Below are 18,412 nucleotides of genomic sequence, written 5' to 3' on the forward strand. Positions count from 1 at the left end.
TTAACCTAGCACTTTCTCTAACTTGTAAATCTTGCTATCAAGAATAATGTATTCAACATTATTTGGAATGTTGAATTTCTTATCAATTACAACTTTTGGTTTTGATAAATCATTATTATCTTTAATTGAATCAATTAAAGATTTATCTTTTTCTTTAGATAGAACATAAGCATTTGATTCATTCACCAACGATCATAGTTTTTTGGTTCTGCTTCTAACAATGTTATTGTGAATTCATTTTATGAAGATGAATGAGTTAGCTTCAGCTAGACGAATTCTTGGATCAACTAATGTGTAGATGAAATCTAATAAGATCTGTATCAAAAAGCTTAGTGATGAGAAGAACAGGACTTGGAATGCTAACATATTAACTTCATTATTTTGAATAGCGGCTACTAATAATGAGGCTGTTCCAGGAACGCTGAAAAACGTCTCGATAATAAATGAAGACGAGATCAATCCAAGGATTGATGGAACAATAATCGATAAGATTGGAATTGAAGCATTTCTAAATGCGTGCTTAAAGATAATCGCACTGTTGCTTAATCCTTTAGATTTAGCAGTTTTAATATAGTCTTGTTGTAAAACTTCAACCATCTCGTTTCGCATATAATAAGTCATACTTGAAAACCCACCCAAACTTAAAGATAAGATTGGCAAGGTTAACGAAGCTAAGAACTTACCGACGGTATAACCATCAGAACCAGGGGCGATATACCGTGTGGGAATATTAGTATTTCTAAAGATGATTAATAAAACGATCGCGATGACAAAACTAGGAACTGAAACAAAAACAACCGATAAGATATTTAAGGTTGTATCAATCGCCTTACCGCGATACACTGCAGACAAGATCCCAAAAGTCACACCTAAGATTACTGAGATTACAAAAGAAAATGATGTAATCAATAAAGTATTAGGTACAGTTTGAAAGAATCATTGTCCGATATTAATTGAACTGTTTGAATAATATTGCCCTAATGAGTGGTTAACTAACAGACCATATAGATATTTTCCATATCTTACAATGATTGGTTGGTTAAAACCAAGCGCGTCTAATCTTTGTTTAAAAGACTCCGGAGATTCATTTTGACCAGGGCTTATTGGTAAATAAGGCAATAGTCCAGATAATAAATATGTTATTGTTAAAAGAATAAAAACAGCTAGTACTGCAAAACCTATTCTTTTTAATATATAAGTTAGCATTGTTTTTTTACATAAATGAGTAAACAACTAAGCTCAACTTAGTTGTTTACTCATAATCTTTTATAGATCTAAGATCTATACAAATCAATCATAAAAATTATAATAAAGTATTTTTTTGTTTAATTAGACCTAATCCTATTAGCAAGACTAATTACTTGAAGGAACGGCCGGTTCAAAGTCGGTGTATGGTCTTCTTAATCAACCGCTATAACCATTAACTTTGAATGCGTCAGGGAACTTGTTTAGTTGTGCAGCCATTACTCCATCATTAAATGGAACATTACCAAATAAAGTTTTATCAGTTAATGATCTGTAAGGAATTGAAGTGATTTGGAATGTTCCTCTGTCTTGAACTATTTGCGATAGTTTGTATCAGTTAATTAAGTTAACTATACCAGCACGGATAATTCTAGAATCATCACTGTTTCAATTTTTAAAGATATTTTGAGTTACTTTATCTTGATATTGTAAATTTGTTGCATTTGGTGAAGCAGATCATGCATAGTAAACCATAGCTTGAGAAGGAGTGGTTACTTTAGATTGTCAGTAGAATGGTTCGTACGCACTAGTTGTTGAGGCATTAATAATCTTACTTCTAGGAACGACTAATTGTGTTGGGCTTGAGTTATCGTTGCGGTAAGCAGCATAAATTACGTCTGGGCTTCGACCTCCACCGTAGTTAGTTAGTGCTCTTTGTACTGGATTTTTATTAGAGTAGTAGTTTTCAGTAAACGCTTTTTGGTAATTAGGGTTGTAGGTTTGCGCATATTGGTTAGCAGAATAAGCGCTTAGATAGTATGAACCTGAGTAGTAGGCGTTGTTTGTGTTTTGTGAGTTATCACTTGCATTGATGTAACCAAATATTTGTGGTCATTTAGTTTTGTTTTTATCAATATTTTTTGTGCCATCTGCAAGAGCAACTGCTCCGTCAACTGATTGATCAGTTCATTTTGCACCATTGGTTTTAAATTCTACGTTAGTGTTAGCATTAGCTGTTACAGTTTGTACAGTACTATCAGGTTGACCTTGAATTCTAAGAGCTCTTACTCTAGTATCTCAGTAAGGCATTGGCGTCATGAAGCTCTTATTGAACATTTGCATTGCATATGCATAAGGTTGTTTTAGATACATTCTAAACGTATCATCTGTACTTGTGAATTTACCAATATCGTATTGTGGCGAAGTGATATCTTCTTTTCCAGGTTCAACAACATCTTTACCATCAACTTGTTTGACTGTTCCATTTAATGTTTTTTCAAGATCTATACCTAATGAATCAAGAAGATAACCATTAACAGTATATTTAATGCCAGATGCTAATCAGAAAGACTCTAAACCTCTTTCAAAATCACGACCCGATAAACCTGCTACTGGTTTGCCAGTGCTGTCTGTTCATTTAACATTATGATCGATTAATCAGTCATACCTTACTGCTTTATCAATATATTGTTGTAAATTATTATCAACCTCAGGATCCACAATTCCATTTGTTGAGATGTAAACACTAGAATTTTCTTTTCTAGCATTATCTTCAACGGTTTTAGCTCACTGATCAGCACCATCTCCTGTAGTAGGTCTTAATATAACTGCTAATAACTTGTTATTAGCATCATATAATTTCACCCCTTTAGCACCTTCTAATTTGTAAGTGTCAGTAACATTAGCTGTTCTTGTTCTTGTTGCTGAGTCATAAGTAATATCACCAGTTGTCTCAGATGAAATTAAGTTAGCAAATGAACCCGGGTAATAAGAACCACCTCCTGCTGTAAACGTAGATTGAAGCGGAAGCTCAGTTCCTCTTGTTGGACTATCAGGTATTTCAGAAACAAAAGGTTGTCCTTCTGGACCATTCGTATCTCTTAATAATAATTCTGAAGATTTTCAAGTTCTGCGAATTTTTCATTCTGGACTTTTAATTAATAAATGGGTAATTGAAGTGTTGTTTGTGCTTGGTGATGGAATGAATGAAAATTGATCATCTAAAAATGATATTAAGTACAATGCACGAGGTGTGTTACTTGCAGTTCATTCCCCTAGATATTTAGTGATTGAACTTTCATATGTATCAATTTTATTTTGATCTGTTGATAAAACTTCGTCAACAGTTTTACCCTTAAATAGATTTAAGAATTGTGTGTCTTTTGCAGTTAATGTTAAATTAGAAGCACTATCAGAACTACTTGGTGCATTTAATTGCGTTAATCCACTTTGAACAATAGCGCGTGCTAGTGATGCTGTTAAATCAACGTATTCTTGGGTATACACTTTTGAGTAATCACTAGGTTTATTAGCAACATCAATTATTCTTTGAATAATGTAATGACTAATTTTTGGTCCTTTGGTGTTAGCAAATCAACCTTCCATAAACGAACCCACTGCAGGGTAGTCAACAACCCAAATAAAACTACCAGAGGTTGCATCCCCTTTACTAAAGAAGTCCTCAATAGATGGTGTTGTCGAACCTCTTAAAACAAATTGATAGTCAATTAAACCGTCAGACAAATATTTTAATGCTTCTGTTTTGTTGTTAATCATTGTTCTTAAATCGTCTGATTGTGCAGTTACAACTAATGATTTGTCAACAATTTTTCATGGATTTTCCTTAGTAGCACCCATATCTTTTAACGCTTTTACAAACGCTTCTTTATTTAATGGAATATCTCTAAGACCGTCTGCTGCTTTAATTTTTACGTTAGCATTATTTTCAAAAACGTATCCTTTAGCAAAGTTTTCGTCTCTAAAACCAGAATTAGCACATGATGCTAAAGTGCTTGTAGCAATGAGAGCAAACGAAAGCGTCGAAGCGATTTTTAAAACGGTTTTGTTTTTGTTTTTCATTGTCATTTAAATTTATAATTTTCTTTCTTGATACTTATTTTGATTAATAAGTTGATTATAATATGTTATTAACACCAAATAAAAATATAGTGATTGCCTTAAGCAATCACTATAACTCAATTATTTATATTAAATATTTATCGCGATTGCTTATTTTCTTAAATAGTTTTTTGGATAAGCAATCTATATAATACTATGATGTAATATTAGAACACTCATCCACAGACATCTTCATCTTAACAATATTGAAATATGAAAATGTTGAAGAACTCGTATTATTCTTCATAATCTTCTTATTAATATTTCAAAAACTTTGTTTGAATGTCTGGTTAGTTATTAACATAATATCATTAATATTATACACGAAAATTTGTTATCTGTGAATTTAATTAATTTTTTATTTTCTTGCTTATTTATTAATCAAATAATCTGATTTTTATTAGCTTTTTATCTATAAAACAAAAAACCAACAACACGTTTTTCTTTGCGTTGTTGGTTTATTGTTTTTTTTAATCTTCTTTATATTTACCTTGTTTTCACTCTTCTAGTTCTTGGTCTGTGGCTAAAACAAAGTGGTTATCGTTAATCTTTTGTCATATCGGTTGGTTGTTATGATCATAACCATGGATACTTGGATCGTATTTGTAACCAATTAAACTTCCCTTGTTGCTAGTAATTGAAGGCACTGCATCTAGCAATGATTTAGTATAAGGGTGAAGTGAGTTTTTCATAATCTCTTGAGTGCTACCAACTTCAAGTAATCTTCCCTTGTTCATTACTGCGATTCGATCTGAGATGTATTCCACCATTCTCAAGTCGTGAGCAATGAATAAGATCGTTAGGTTGAACTTCTTCTTTAAGTCGTTAAAGATATTAACAACTTGAGCTTGAATCGAAACGTCAAGTGCTGAGATTGGTTCATCAGCAATTAACAATCTTGGACGCAACACCACAGCACGAGAGATTCCAATCCGTTGTTGTTGACCACCAGAGAATTCAAGTGGGTAACGCTTAAGTACAGATTCATCTAATCCTACTGAAGCTAAGATATTTCTTACTAAGATCTTTTTACAATCAACTTCAGTTAACTTATTTAGTTCGTTACGCTTTTCTTTTTCTTTTAGTAAATATTGACTAGCTTCTTTAAGATGACTAAATTGTTCAAGTTTGTTAGCAAACCCATGATAGATTGCATCATAAGCAGTTATATCATCCTTACTAATTAATTCTTCTAGTTTAGCTTCATAACCTTGATAAAAGGTGCGATCAATCTGTGAATCGTTTTTATCTAGTCATTTTTCGTATACATGTTTTATTACATCTTGATCGATGTTGTATAGATAAATTTCTTTAGCATTCTTTAAATTGGTTAAACCTTCAGAAACGATACTATCCACATTAACGTGGGGATTAAGTGAGTTAGCTGGGTCTTGGAAGATCATCTGAACTTTATTAACCATAAAGTTTTCAATCGCTTTATATTCTTTAAGCGCTTTACCAAACTTAAAACCACGGCGCATTTTTTGCGGTAAGGTTTTATCTAAAATTTGGATCTTACCAAAACTGTGTGGAACTAAACCGATTATCGCACGACCGATCGTAGATTTACCACTACCAGACTCACCTACTAGACCTAACACCTCACCAGTGTAGATATTTAAATTCATATCTACTACTGCTCTAAATGCCTTTGAACCCACCCCATAAGTGATATCAACGTTTCGTAAAGATGCTAAAACTTCTTTTCCTTCAGGAACCTTTAGCATTTCATCAATTCCTGGAGTATTAAATCTTAAATAACGTTTTTTGAAGAATAATAACTGTTTCTTTTCTTCAATATAGTAATCTTTATGATCTTTTTTATTATCTAATGTACTCATAATTTATCTAAGCTTTATATGCATCTCACAATTCTTGAATATGTTTAGGTGGGGTGTATTTTTCACTTCGTTCATCAAGTAATGCTGATTTAACTCGATGAGTTGGTGATACTCAATAAAACTTTGGTTCTTCAACAAAGTCGATTCCAAGTGCGTAGTCATTTCTTACTGCAAATGCATCACCAACGATGTTGTTAAGATTTGATGGAACTGATCCACGGATCGTTGCTAAACGATCCCCTTGGTTTAAATCAGGCATACTTAAGATTAAACCCCAAGTATAAGGGTGTTGTGGGAATTTTAAGATCTCTTTAGCCGTACCTTCTTCAATGATCTGACCAGCATACATAATTGAGATGTAATCGCTGATCGAAGCCACTACTCCAAGATCGTGGGTAATGAAAACGATCGAAAGATTTAGTTTTTGTTGTAAATCTTTAATTACGTCTAAAACTAATGCTTGAACAGTAGGGTCAAGTGCGGTTGTTGGTTCGTCCATTACCAAGATTTTTGGTTCAAGTGAAACGATTGCAGCTATCACCACCCGTTGGATCATCCCCCCACTCATTTCGTGTGGGTATAACTTCATTACTGCTTCAGGGTCAGAAATTTTTGTTAATTTTAAAAATTCAACAGCACGTTCATAAGCCTCTTTTTTAGTTTTAACGATCTTGTTGATCATCATTCCTTCCATGATCTGTTCACCAACTTTCATTGTCGGATTAAGTGTTGACATCGGGTTTTGAAAAACAGCTGACACCACTCGACCACGGTAATGTGATTTTTCCCAATCTCGGAAACTGAAATTTTCAACGTTGTTGTTAAACAATTTAACTTCACCACCATCAATCACGGCATTATCACCAGTTAATCCATAAAGTAATGAAGTGATTACTGACTTACCACTACCAGATTCACCAATGATCGCGTGTACTTTACCTTCGTAGATCTCAATCGAAGGACCACGTAAAACTTTATTTTTTTCACCTGGTCGTGAAGGGTTTAAGAAAGATAGTTGAATATCTTTAATCTCTGCTACAACTTTTAATTTTTCACCATTAGCAAATTCTTTGTATCGAACATTTTTGGTAAATTCTTCCCAATTAAAGACAAATTTACGATTAGTTATAAAACTAAAAAGATTGGAAAAATAGTCTTTAACGCGATATTTAAAACTCTTCTTATTTGTTTTTGTATTTTTCATAAACTAATCTTTTTATTATCTTTGTCTTCTTAGTGAATCTTGAACAGTAGCACCAATCAATTGAACACTAGTTGTAATTAAGATCAAGAACGTAGCTGGAATAAATACATATCTAGCGTATGTTGGGAACACTTTTTGCCCTTCAGAGATAATATTACCTAATGTTGGAATATCTTTAATTGCTAAACCAATGAATGCTAATGATGTTTCAGCTAACACAACCCCTGGAATAGTAAACACTAATTGGGTGATTAGGATTGGTAAGATTACTGGAACATAATTCTTTAGAATCTTTCACATAGGTGTTCCTAATATTCTTGAAGCCATCACTCACTCTGAGTGCTTAGCTCTTTTTACTTGAGCACGAATTTGGTTAGCCATCCCCGTTCATGAAGTTAATGAAAGTGCGAACACAATAACCCAGAAACTTGGTGAAATAATAATTGTTAATAAGATCAAAATAATGATTGTTGGAACGATCGAAATGACTTTAATAATAAAAGTCATTACCTTATCAAAGAATTCGAATTGCCCCATCATAATTCCAATCGTTAGACCGATCATGACTTCAATCACGGTTACAGCAAAAGCAAGTGCAATCGAATATCTTAATCCCCATCAAAGTCTTGCTCAGTAATCTCGACCAAGATCATCTGTTCCTAGAAAATGATAAACGTTTTGTGAATCTCTAGAGTTAAAGATCAAGTTACGGTCATCAATATTAGTTTTATTTGGATCTTGTGTGAAAAACGGAATGAAGATTGCTAAAACAACGATTAATAATAACATTACGATTCCAAACACTCCAGCAAAAGAACGCGAATATCGGTTAACGAATTCTCGGAACGGTTTTGCTTGAGGGCTCATGTGTTGATCTGCTTGGAAATCAACAATCTTACCAACTAACTTTCAAGATTGGTAATTGAAAGGTTGAGTAACTGGGTTTGGTGCTGTTTTTGGATCTACAAATTCATCGCTACTAAGATCAGAACGACTTCTGATATTATTAGCTACTCTTGCTACTCAGTTTTTAAACTTATCTTTAAATCCAGGTGGTTTGGTTTGCAGATTATTTTCTTTAAATTTATTCATATCAATTTATCTGTTTTATTCATTAACTTGTTCTTCGACGAATTCTTGGGTCAATTAGCTCGTATAAGATGTCCCTGAATGCATATGAGAGCACTGTAATTAGAGCAAACATTACGATTAAGAATAAGATTACGTTGTAATCTTTTGTTTGAATTGCTTGTAATAAAGTATCACCAGACCCAGGGATTAAGAAGATCTGTTCGATGAAAATACTACCAATAAATGAACCAAAAATTACTGCAGGGAAGAATGTCGCAATTGGGAACAGTGACGGTTTAAGTGCGTGCTTTCATACAAAGCGGTTTTTTGATACACCCTTTAAGTAAGCAAACTTAGCGTGAACTGAATTTAACTCACGGTTAAGTTCGGTGCGAATATATTTAATATAAACAATAATACTTCCAAGTGAAAGTGCAAGACCAGGTAAGATGTAAGTTACAAAGTTAGCTTGATCAAACACATAAGGGATACCCATCGCTCTACCAATAAACACTAAAACTAAAGCGAAGATAATTGACGGAATTGATGAGAACACACTCACAAGGATTGTAGAGATATTATCAACTCATCCACCAGGGTTCTTACCCACTCAGATTCCAAGAGGAATTCCAATACCAACTGTTAGTGCAACTGAGAAGATTCCAACTAAGAATGATTTATAAAATCTATCTCAGATAAAACTATTAATAGATTGTTCTGGGAACAATGCTAATGAGATACCAAAATTACCAACAAAGATCCCTTTAAGATAATTTAAATAACGTTGGAATAGCGGTAGATCCAATCCATAGCGTTGTTCGATCGCTTTTCTTGATGCTTCATCTAATCCTTGGGTTAATGGGTTTTCACCAGGTACTGAATTAATCAAGAAGAATGTAATCGAAATTACGATTAAACCAATCACAAAAAACTCAAGAATAATCTTGAAGAACTTTCATAAAGTTCTTAGTAACGGTGAGTCAATTGCTAATAGTTTTTGGATCAAAGTTAACTCTTCAATCCGTTTTTTCCTAAAGATAACAGTGTTATCACTGATATGATAACTTTTGTTATGCTCAATTAAAATTTTATTAGTCAAGCTGTTCTATGCCTCTCTACTTCTTGGTAGACCTTCTCTTGGTGGTCTAGTGTAATCATACGCATATTGTAATGAGAATGTGAATAAGCTGTTTACACCACCAACTCTGGTTACCTCTCAGTTAGTATCAACTTCCATCAACGGAATAATTAAACCAGAATCACGAATAATCTTTTCAAGTGAGCCAATAAATTGGTACACATAATCTAAACTTCAGTTTTCTGCTAATTCTTCATCAGTAAAGTTACCTGAGAAGAATGATGATAGTCTTGATGAATAAGCAATTTTACTTTCATTAAATCTACCTAAAGCTAGATCGATGAATTTTTTCCAGAAACTAGGTTGTGTTTTTTGTGTGTCTGGGTTAATTAAATTTAGTGTATCGATTTCAAGACGAACTCTTGTATCATCAGTTAGTTGAGCAATCTCATCAATTGTTTTAAATGATGGCAACATTAAGTTAAATGCGGTGTGTAATCTTGAGACTGCCACGTTTTCATTACGTCTTTGGTTAAACGGATCTGGATCTCTTCTTCAACTAGTAATCACCATGTAGTCTAACAGTGCATTAATGTATTCGTTAGAATATCTAGTGTTTTCAAATCCAGTATTTAAGATATTTAGTTTTTGAATAATTTGATCTAGATTATCTTTAGTAAATGTGTTTAAATCAAGCACATTTAATGAGTTAACTGCTTTGTTATAATCCGCTAAGATCTTAGGATCACTATTAATGATAATACTGATCATATCCATATCAGGTTTTAGGATTGATTGACGACTGATATTTGGATCAGTTTTTTGAAGCGCTTCTAAAACTAGTTTAGCTAAATACTCAGTGTAGGTGTATGAACCAACTGGGTTTTCTTTAAATCCAATATTTTTCTGTCTAAAGCTATCAATACCATCATCTTTAAAGAATGTTAGTACCCCATCTTGTGGTTGACCACCACTAAATCGGTCGTAGTTTTGATAAATGATATCGTATTGACCTTTTTCAATGTAGCTAGCAAAAATGTTCTCAGGTAATGATTTCTCTTCAATGTTAATGTAATTACCAAACGCTTCTTGCATCGCTTGTTTTAGATAAGTCCCCCCACGAACTTGCTCGTCACTACTGTTGTCTAAAAAGTTTAATGTTACTTGTCTTAGGTTTGGGTGTTTGGCTTTAAAACGTTCAAGATAAAATCTTGCAGTATTTAGATCAAACACTAAGTCATCACGTTTTGTTTTTTCGAAGTTAAATCCTTTTGATAGGTGAACTACGAAGTCATAGTTTAATAGATCAAACTCAACCCCGTTTTTAGCACGTGAACTTTGACCTTCAAAGAATAATTCGATGTTTCTTCCATCGTATGCTTTGTGTTGACCATAAGCAGTTCACGTATTTGTTGGAAAGCTGAAATCTCATCCTACAAATCTTAAGATATCAGCACGGTTAATCGCGTAATAAATCGCGTTTCTTAAATCTTGATCTTGGATGTAGCTATTTGCATTAGTTTCAAGATCTAAGTTTAGACCATAAGCGATCGTACCAAATCCTTGGTTTTTATTTAAGAATGGTCTGATATTTGGATCAGCTCAATAACGGTTAATTCTATTAGCTGGAATATATGTTTGAGAGATTAAACCATCTTCAAAAAACAACGCATTAGTATTACGGTTTTGTGAGAAGAAGATTTTAATACGGTTTGAAATCGTATTTTCAACATCAAAATAATCTGGGTTTTTTACAAGAATAATATAACCGTTAGGTCCTAATAAGATTCCGTCATTTTTAGGAATCAAGAAAGGTCCGTTAGTTAAGAACTTATCAGGTTCTGAACCATACTTATCAATCCCGCCACCTGTAGTTTCAATATATCTTCTATTAACCGGATATAGGTTTTCAAGAATTGTAAAGACTAAGTAAACCAGGTTTGGTGTTTGGTTCTCATCAAAAATTAACGTGAATGAGTTTTCATTTTTAGATAATGTTTGAATTGATCCGGCTAAACCAGAGTTGGTCTTATCAAACTTTTGGTAGGGATTAACGTATTGGTTTTTTACTAGTTTGATAGTAACTTCACGATTGTCAGGTGTAATTACTTTAAAATCTTGAATCTCAGCATCTAGATCAAAGTCTGGATTTTTATCTAGATTTTGAGCAATAAAATCATTATCAAAATCTAAGAATAATTGACCAGTGTAAAAACCAAAACTTTTAGCAGCGTCTTTAATTGCTTGAACTTCTTGAGTGTCAATCGGTTGGTTTCTTTCATCAAACGTTTGTGATTGATACACTTCTTGGTTTGGATCTTGAACATACATCTTTAAATCATCATTAAAGATGTAGTTTCTTCGACCAAACGGATTTTTATAAGTTTTATTAAACTTTGCTAAGTAATCACGTTGTGCATCGATGAACGTATCCGCACCGCGGATCCCATATCTTCTGATCGTATCAAGTTTTTGTGAACCGGTGTTTAGATCTAGAATGTATTCTAGATAATCTCTCATATCTTGAGAGTTGCTAAACTCACCATTTGATCAACGATTCTTTTTAACGTTTGTATAACCAGTAATCGCCATGTAGTTATTCGTATTACGTGGGTTTCTAAACGCATAGATCGTTGATTTGGTGGTTAAATCTGATCCCGCACCTGAGTCATCAGCCAATCCCCCAACAATGTTAAAGTTATCTAGAGAATAAAATGACGAACCAATCACTCCCGTTCCGTTGTTAGCTGTAATATTAGCTAAATTTGTATTATAGTAAGTATCAAAATTTGAAGTAGTACGATCTTGGGGAATATTTAACAGCGCAAAGTTATATCTTCTTTTAGCTGTTAACACCCGCTTTAGTGCATCACTTGGACCGTTCTTTAAGTATGAATCAACAAGTGAAGGAATAACCTTATCTAATGAACTGTACTTAATGTAGTTAAGTGTGTTCAACGGTTCGGTTACCAAACCTAGATCATAATCAGACTGGTTAACAGACCTTGATCTGTTAACTTGTTTGTCGTCTTTAGCTGCATAACTACATGAGCTTAGGATCATTGATAATGGTACAGCACCTAAAACGGCTAATTTAATTATCTTTTTTAATTTGAATTTCATTTTTAATTACTTATTGTTTTTCACTAAACTAATTAGTTTGTTACGTTAAATTGGAAATCAACACTAATTACAGTCTTAATCTGTTTATTATCACCATCAGTTGTGTTTTTATTTTCAATCTTCACTGGAGATTGTTCTACAGCTTTAGCGTTTTCTGAGATATATTGCGCATCTCCCAAATCAACTGCTTGTAAGAAGTTGCGATCCTTATCAACAAAATCTACTGTGTAAGTATTACCAGGTCTTAACAAAGTATTTCGATATTTACCCATTAATGCATAATCTGATAATCATGATGCATAACCGTAATCTTCAAGTGTCTTCTTGCTATTAGGGTCACCTTGCTTTTGTAATCAGAAGATGTTGTTAGTTTTTTTCGTATTAACTTTTAGATATAAAACTTCGTTAGTTTGGGTGTTTGTAAATCTTAAGTAACCAATCTTGTTAGCTAATTCAATAGGAACATAACCATATAAAGCTAAAGCATCTAATCTTTCATTTCTAAATAGACCTGATACTGTTCTTCTAGAAACACCATAGTTGTATAGTTGCGATAAGAAGAATGCCTCTGGACGTTTGTTTACTTTGTTACCTTTAAAGTCAACTGTTCTAATGTTGTTATCGATAATTGGATCTAAATTATCGTCGTATAATTGAGCTCCAATTGTTGCTTTTTCAAAGTTATCTTTGAAGAAACCGTTATTCTTAGAAATAAACTGTCCAAAGTAAGTTGATGTTCTTTGTTCTCTGTCTTGGAAGAAGTTATTGCCATTGCCAAATACTTCTTGTCTTGTTTGTGCTCTTAAGTCATCTAAAGCTTTTTGAGCTTCGGTAACTTTTTGTTCTGCATCTTTCATTTTTGCTAGAGCTTCTACAACTGGTTGTGCATCTTGATTATTATTATTTTCTTTAGCAACTGTGTTGTAATTATCTATTGCTGCAGAATACGCATCAACCGCATCCCTAAAGTTTTGTACTGCATCAACTTGAGCTACAATCAACTTATCGTAATAAGTTGTTGTTAACTTACCTTGTCGGAATGTTTGTAAAGCTCTTGATAGTTGGGCCTGAGTCACCTTAGTATCGTTTACATGATTAATGTTTGTTGCATCAACAATGTAATCTAACCCACTCATAGCTTCTGATAAACCAGTTAAAAACTTCGGTGTGTTTTCAAAGTCTTTAGTATTAGGAACATACGTTGTTTGAACATAATCTCTTGTAAGCGCTTCAGCAATATTAAACACGTAGTCGGTAAACTTATCGTTTAATAAAGGTTCAACTCTAGTTGCGTTGTAGTTCAACACGTCATCTGATGATAAACCTGGTGAGAAATGACCAAAAATAAAACTATCTAATTGTAAAGGAACATTACCGTTGTTTCCGTAGTATACGATGTTACCCACTAATATTAGTAAGTCATGGAAACTGATTCTATCTTTAACTGAATCTAATTTGTTATCCTTAACAAATTTTTCGAAGTATTTTTGTAATCTCTGAGTGTCAAAATGAATTCCATCATTTAACTCATCGGTTAGATCTTCAACATAATATTTGTTGAAGTTTTGATCTAACATTGTAACACCATATAATTCAGAGAAAACTGCACGGTTAGCAACTAAATTAGTTACCGGAGAGAAGTCTTTAACACTCATGAATAAGTTAGAGTGTCTAAACAAGTACATTGCATAATTAGCTTGTGCTTGTTTTTTAGCTGCTGAATTTTGTCCAGCTGCTGTGATTGCTTCTTTTAATTTAGCAGCTTCAGGAGAGTTGTCATCAGTAGAAATCTTTGAAACATTATCTAAATTAAATTTATTTTCAACATATGATACATCTCAATTATATTGTTTCTTTGTAGTATCATATTTAGCTTTTGAATAATCTATAGAAACAAAGTCTAATAACCCACTTAAATTTCTACTGTTAAATGTGCTCATCTTTTGAGAAGAGCTGTTAGTAGAAACAGATACTTGAATTTTATTAGTATCTTTTACTGCGTTAAGCAATTGGCGGTCAAGATTTCCTAAATCAGTTCCAAATGGGTTAACTACGAGTGAAGTTTCGTTGTCAATTGTTTGTATTTGTTGAGCTATTGTTGTCGAATTTCCATTACCGTTTCTAATAGCCGTTCTTATTCTTTGAAGCAAATTAAGCGTTCCTTCTAATGTGTAAGAATTAGTAGAACTTGAAGTTCCTGAAGATCTCGAATCTTGTTTTACATATGATATGAAACTGCTTTGATATGCATTTCCACCAGCTAGCGCTCTCAACGCAGTAATTAATGATCTAGTAAAGCTTAGGTTGTACAAACCATCTGTAGTTGTAAGTTGGTTACTAGAAGCTATACTATTTACACGTCCTATTAATCCGTCATCGTCAGCATTAGAAATGTTTCCTAGAAATACATTTCCTTTAACATATGGGAAAACATACTTATCAAAACTATTCAGATCATTTATGCTACTTGATCCAGATTTTTGCACAACCACAATCTTATTAGCATCTGATCTGATATATCTATCGCTTGTACCTACTCAAGTTCCCGCCTTAACAGCATCATCAATACTGTTTCAGCTAATAACGTTCGAAATCAACGTTAACAATTGAAGTGATAAACTATTTTCAAAAGATAAATAACTAAATCCACTTCTTACATTACTAGCATTAAAGTTATTTGTGCCTGGATTAAACTCATTCGCTTGAGTTCTAGTTTTAATTTTATTAACAAGATCAGTTACACCTTCACCACCAAATACAGAACCGATTGATGAAGAAATTTCTCCACCAAGAACTGTGCTTGGTGTGTTTCAACCATTATCAGATAAGTTTTTAATAATTGACGAACGGATTGTGTTAGCAATCACATCAGCTTGTTGACTAACATAAGCTAACTCAGCATCACTTAATTCAACATTAAGTGGAACTTGGATAACTGGAGTTCCATCTTTGTTAAACATGTTGATTTTGGTAATAATTTTAGAATTTTGCGGATCAGTTTCAAAAATCTTAAATGTTAGTTCATCATTGTCTGAAACCATTACAGCTTTACCTAATAATGGATTTCCAGCACCATCAGTTAACTGACTAACGATTGATTTTGAAGTAACTGGAGTTCATTTGTATTCAGATACTGTTCCATTAGCTTGAGATTTAGCAAACGCTCTTGCTAAACCTGAGATTGAAGGGTTAATTGTTCCTGAATCAGCATCAAATGAGTTCGCATAGAATAGATCACTTAATTTAACATTTCTCAATTTAGCAGCTTCAGTTAAACCACTAAAGTCTTGTAAGAAACGACGTTTCTTATTTTTTAAAACATTAGTAATACTGTCATTAGGATCAGTTGTTCCTCAGATATCTTCTAAACGTTCTGTTTCATATCTAATTACATTACCTGATTCATCGATGATTCCAAATCTGAAACGAATGAACTTACCAGTGTTAGTAACTTCATTATTAGCATTAACACGGATAACTTCTAAGTTACTTCTAGCATTTAAGTAGTTAATTAATGCTTGATAAGAATAGAACGAAGCAGCATTTGCTCCACCTCTGGTTGATAACCCACCAACAATTACCGGGTTATCTTTATCAATAAACGCTTGCCCTTGATCTAATGTGTAGTGGTGACCATATTCGTGAGTAGCCACATACTTCAAGAAATCAATTGGTAAACCATCAAATCCAGGTACTAAAGTTGATAAGATGATTGGTAAACCAATACGATCGCTTGGAGTAAATCCTTGGAATGGACCTTCAGCTAGTTCGTATTGAAACACTCCGTTAGCATCAACAGTTTGTTTAACATGAGGGCCGTCTAACTGTCTTAGTAAGTGTGGATATTTTTTAACAACTTTTTTAATTAAGTTGTTATAAACAGAAACATAAAGTTGGTAACTTCTTGAAGCTAATCCAGTTAGTAGATTACCTTGTTCGTCTCTTGCTTGAATATCAGTAGGTGTATAGAATAATGAAACTGGATCAATACCACCTTGATAACCAATAGCTTCAACAAAATCATCAAAACCTTCTGGAGAAAAATCGTTAGCTTTGTTTGCCACAAATTCTAATGACGTCATTTCACCTTCTTGGTTATCTTTTAATACTTGTTGGATATTAACTTTTAATGTGTATGCTTGTGTTTGAGCGTTAGTTGTTTTTTCAAAATCTAAAACTTTATACTGTTTAACTTTAGCCTGTTGTTCTTCTGTAGTCTTTAACGCTTTAAGTTCTGGATTTTCATTGATTGCTTGAACAAACAGATTGTAAAAGTGTTTGTTGTTATTATCATCGTTATATAGATAGAAAGTACTATCTTTATATGCATCCATATCATAGAAGTTTAAATAACTACTAATATTATCTTGATAACTTGCTAATAAAGTTTTGTATGAGATGTACTTATTATTGTTTAAAGTGTTTAGATTAATTTGCGCAGTTACAGCAGCTTCTTCACCTGGTTTAGCTAATGTTAAGTTTAGCGTTGGTTCGGTTTGATTATTTGCAGGTGGTGTGACATTAACTTGTTTAACTTGGTAATCTTGAAAGCTTTCTAGAGTTAAATCAGCTAGAGAAGGATATTGTGTTTTTAGTGCATCTAGATCAGCTTGAGCAAAATCAGATTTAACAAATATTGCACTTGGATAAACATTTGGATTATTTTCACCTTGTGGTGAACCTAAAGCAACTTTATAAGTTTTATTTACCAATTTGTTGGTTCTGTAAATCTCACCAACAGAATCTTGAACCATATTTCTTTGAACGTCGTTTTTTAATGCGCTTTCAAAACCAATATTTGCTAAAAACTGGTCTAGATCTGCTTTAGATACTACGTTTGAAAAAACACTATAAGCTAATGAATCAGTTGCGTTACCTGGTCCAGCAATTGTTGAGTGAATCGGTAAAGAACCAAAGAATGCATCTGGAAAGAACTTAATTTCACTTACTTCTTTGTGTAATGTTGAGTGCGAACCTAATGTAATTGCATTCCCGTTTTGCTCTACCCCTGGAACTAATCTGAATGAGTCTAATGTTAATAGATCAGGACCTCAAGCAACGTTAGAAATAAATCAGTTAGTAAACTCTAAAAACTGTTTTGGTCTAACTGCTAGTACGTATTCATCAAAGAAACTAAATGAACCATATTTAATTTCTAATACGAAAGGTTCATTAAAGCGATCGTAATACTCCTTGAAAAATTCATCAAAGTTATACTCTTTTGAACTATTCAAGAATGAGAATTTAGTAGCATCACTAGAAATTTTTCCGGTTATTCTAGTTTTTGTTCCGTTAGTAATGCTTAATTCAGGATTTAAATTACCTTCTTGGTCATAAATTTTTGAATAATCATTATCAAACAAATTTTTGTTGATCGGATATATTTCACCATTCTTTTCTGCTGAGTTATCAGCATAACCAATCATGGAACCAATAACCACACCATATGTTATTCCTATAACACCTAGAGCTAATCCCGCCTTTAAAAGTAATGATTTAGATTTTAATGATCATTTTTTTATCATTGATCCTGTTGTTTCCTTTTTCTTGTTTTTGATCTACGTTAAATATATTAATAAGATAGTGATTGCTAGAGCAAGCAATCACTATTATCCAACATGTCCTATTCTTTTTAAAATTTATTGAATTAATAAGATCGCTTAATCTTTTCTTCTATTTAAGAATAAGCAATCTATATTAAATCCTACCTTTATTATTTAAACTGCTTATCCATCTTAATCTTGGTATTAATTTCATTATTAACACATGAAATCATAGAAGATGTCCATCTCTTCATAATCTTAATAATGTTATTAATACGTTGACTATATGATTTGCAATTTTTTAACATAATATCGTTATTATTATACACGAAAACTTGTTATCTGTGAATTTAATTAATTTTTTATTTTCTTTCTTGGGAACGAAGCTAATTTTGTGTAATCTGGATTTTTTCGAACTTTTAGTTTTTCTTAAGTAAGTTCGGAAATACATCCATTAACTCTTCATATA

The 18,412-nt window shown here is 32.8% G+C and carries 9 protein-coding genes; all 9 read right to left on the bottom strand.

Going from position 1 to position 18,412, the window contains the following annotated elements; all coding sequences use genetic code 4:
- On the bottom strand, window positions 1-1,206 hold the full coding sequence (locus P690_RS0101565) for an ABC transporter permease (RefSeq protein WP_027122047.1): 1,206 nt from the start codon (window positions 1,204-1,206) through the stop codon (window positions 1-3).
- Window positions 1,207-1,353: 147 nt separating this feature from the next.
- Window positions 1,354-4,044: an MG321/MPN456 family lipoprotein gene (locus P690_RS0101570; protein WP_027122048.1), complete on the bottom strand. Its 2,691-nt coding sequence runs from the start codon at window positions 4,042-4,044 to the stop codon at window positions 1,354-1,356.
- 193 nt (window positions 4,045-4,237) lie between these two features.
- Window positions 4,238-4,408 carry a hypothetical protein gene (locus P690_RS04345; protein WP_156920497.1) on the bottom strand — a complete coding sequence of 57 codons (171 nt, stop codon included), beginning with the start codon at window positions 4,406-4,408 and terminating at the stop codon, window positions 4,238-4,240.
- Between the two features lie 145 nt (window positions 4,409-4,553).
- Window positions 4,554-5,924: an ABC transporter ATP-binding protein gene (locus tag P690_RS0101575; RefSeq protein WP_027122049.1), complete on the bottom strand. Its 1,371-nt coding sequence runs from the start codon at window positions 5,922-5,924 to the stop codon at window positions 4,554-4,556.
- Between the two features lie 7 nt (window positions 5,925-5,931).
- Entirely contained in the window at window positions 5,932-7,128 is a 1,197-nt protein-coding gene (locus P690_RS0101580; RefSeq protein WP_027122050.1) for an ABC transporter ATP-binding protein, read from the bottom strand.
- Window positions 7,129-7,143: 15 nt separating this feature from the next.
- Window positions 7,144-8,220 (bottom strand): ABC transporter permease, encoded by a 1,077-nt coding sequence (locus P690_RS0101585; protein ID WP_027122051.1) that lies wholly within the window; start codon window positions 8,218-8,220, stop codon window positions 7,144-7,146.
- A gap of 22 nt (window positions 8,221-8,242) precedes the next feature.
- Window positions 8,243-9,298, bottom strand: a complete 1,056-nt coding sequence (locus P690_RS0101590; RefSeq protein ID WP_027122052.1) for an ABC transporter permease — start codon at window positions 9,296-9,298, stop codon at window positions 8,243-8,245.
- A gap of 6 nt (window positions 9,299-9,304) precedes the next feature.
- Entirely contained in the window at window positions 9,305-12,400 is a 3,096-nt protein-coding gene (locus P690_RS0101595) for an ABC transporter substrate-binding protein (RefSeq protein ID WP_027122053.1), read from the bottom strand.
- A 32-nt stretch (window positions 12,401-12,432) separates the two neighbouring features.
- Window positions 12,433-17,925, bottom strand: coding sequence for a PDxFFG protein (locus P690_RS0101600; protein WP_027122054.1), 5,493 nt, complete (start codon window positions 17,923-17,925; stop codon window positions 12,433-12,435).
- Window positions 17,926-18,412 lie beyond the last annotated feature (487 nt).

The sequence above is a fragment of the Mycoplasma imitans ATCC 51306 genome, assembly GCF_000518305.1.
Classification (GTDB): domain Bacteria; phylum Bacillota_I; class Bacilli_A; order Mycoplasmatales; family Mycoplasmoidaceae; genus Mycoplasmoides; species Mycoplasmoides imitans.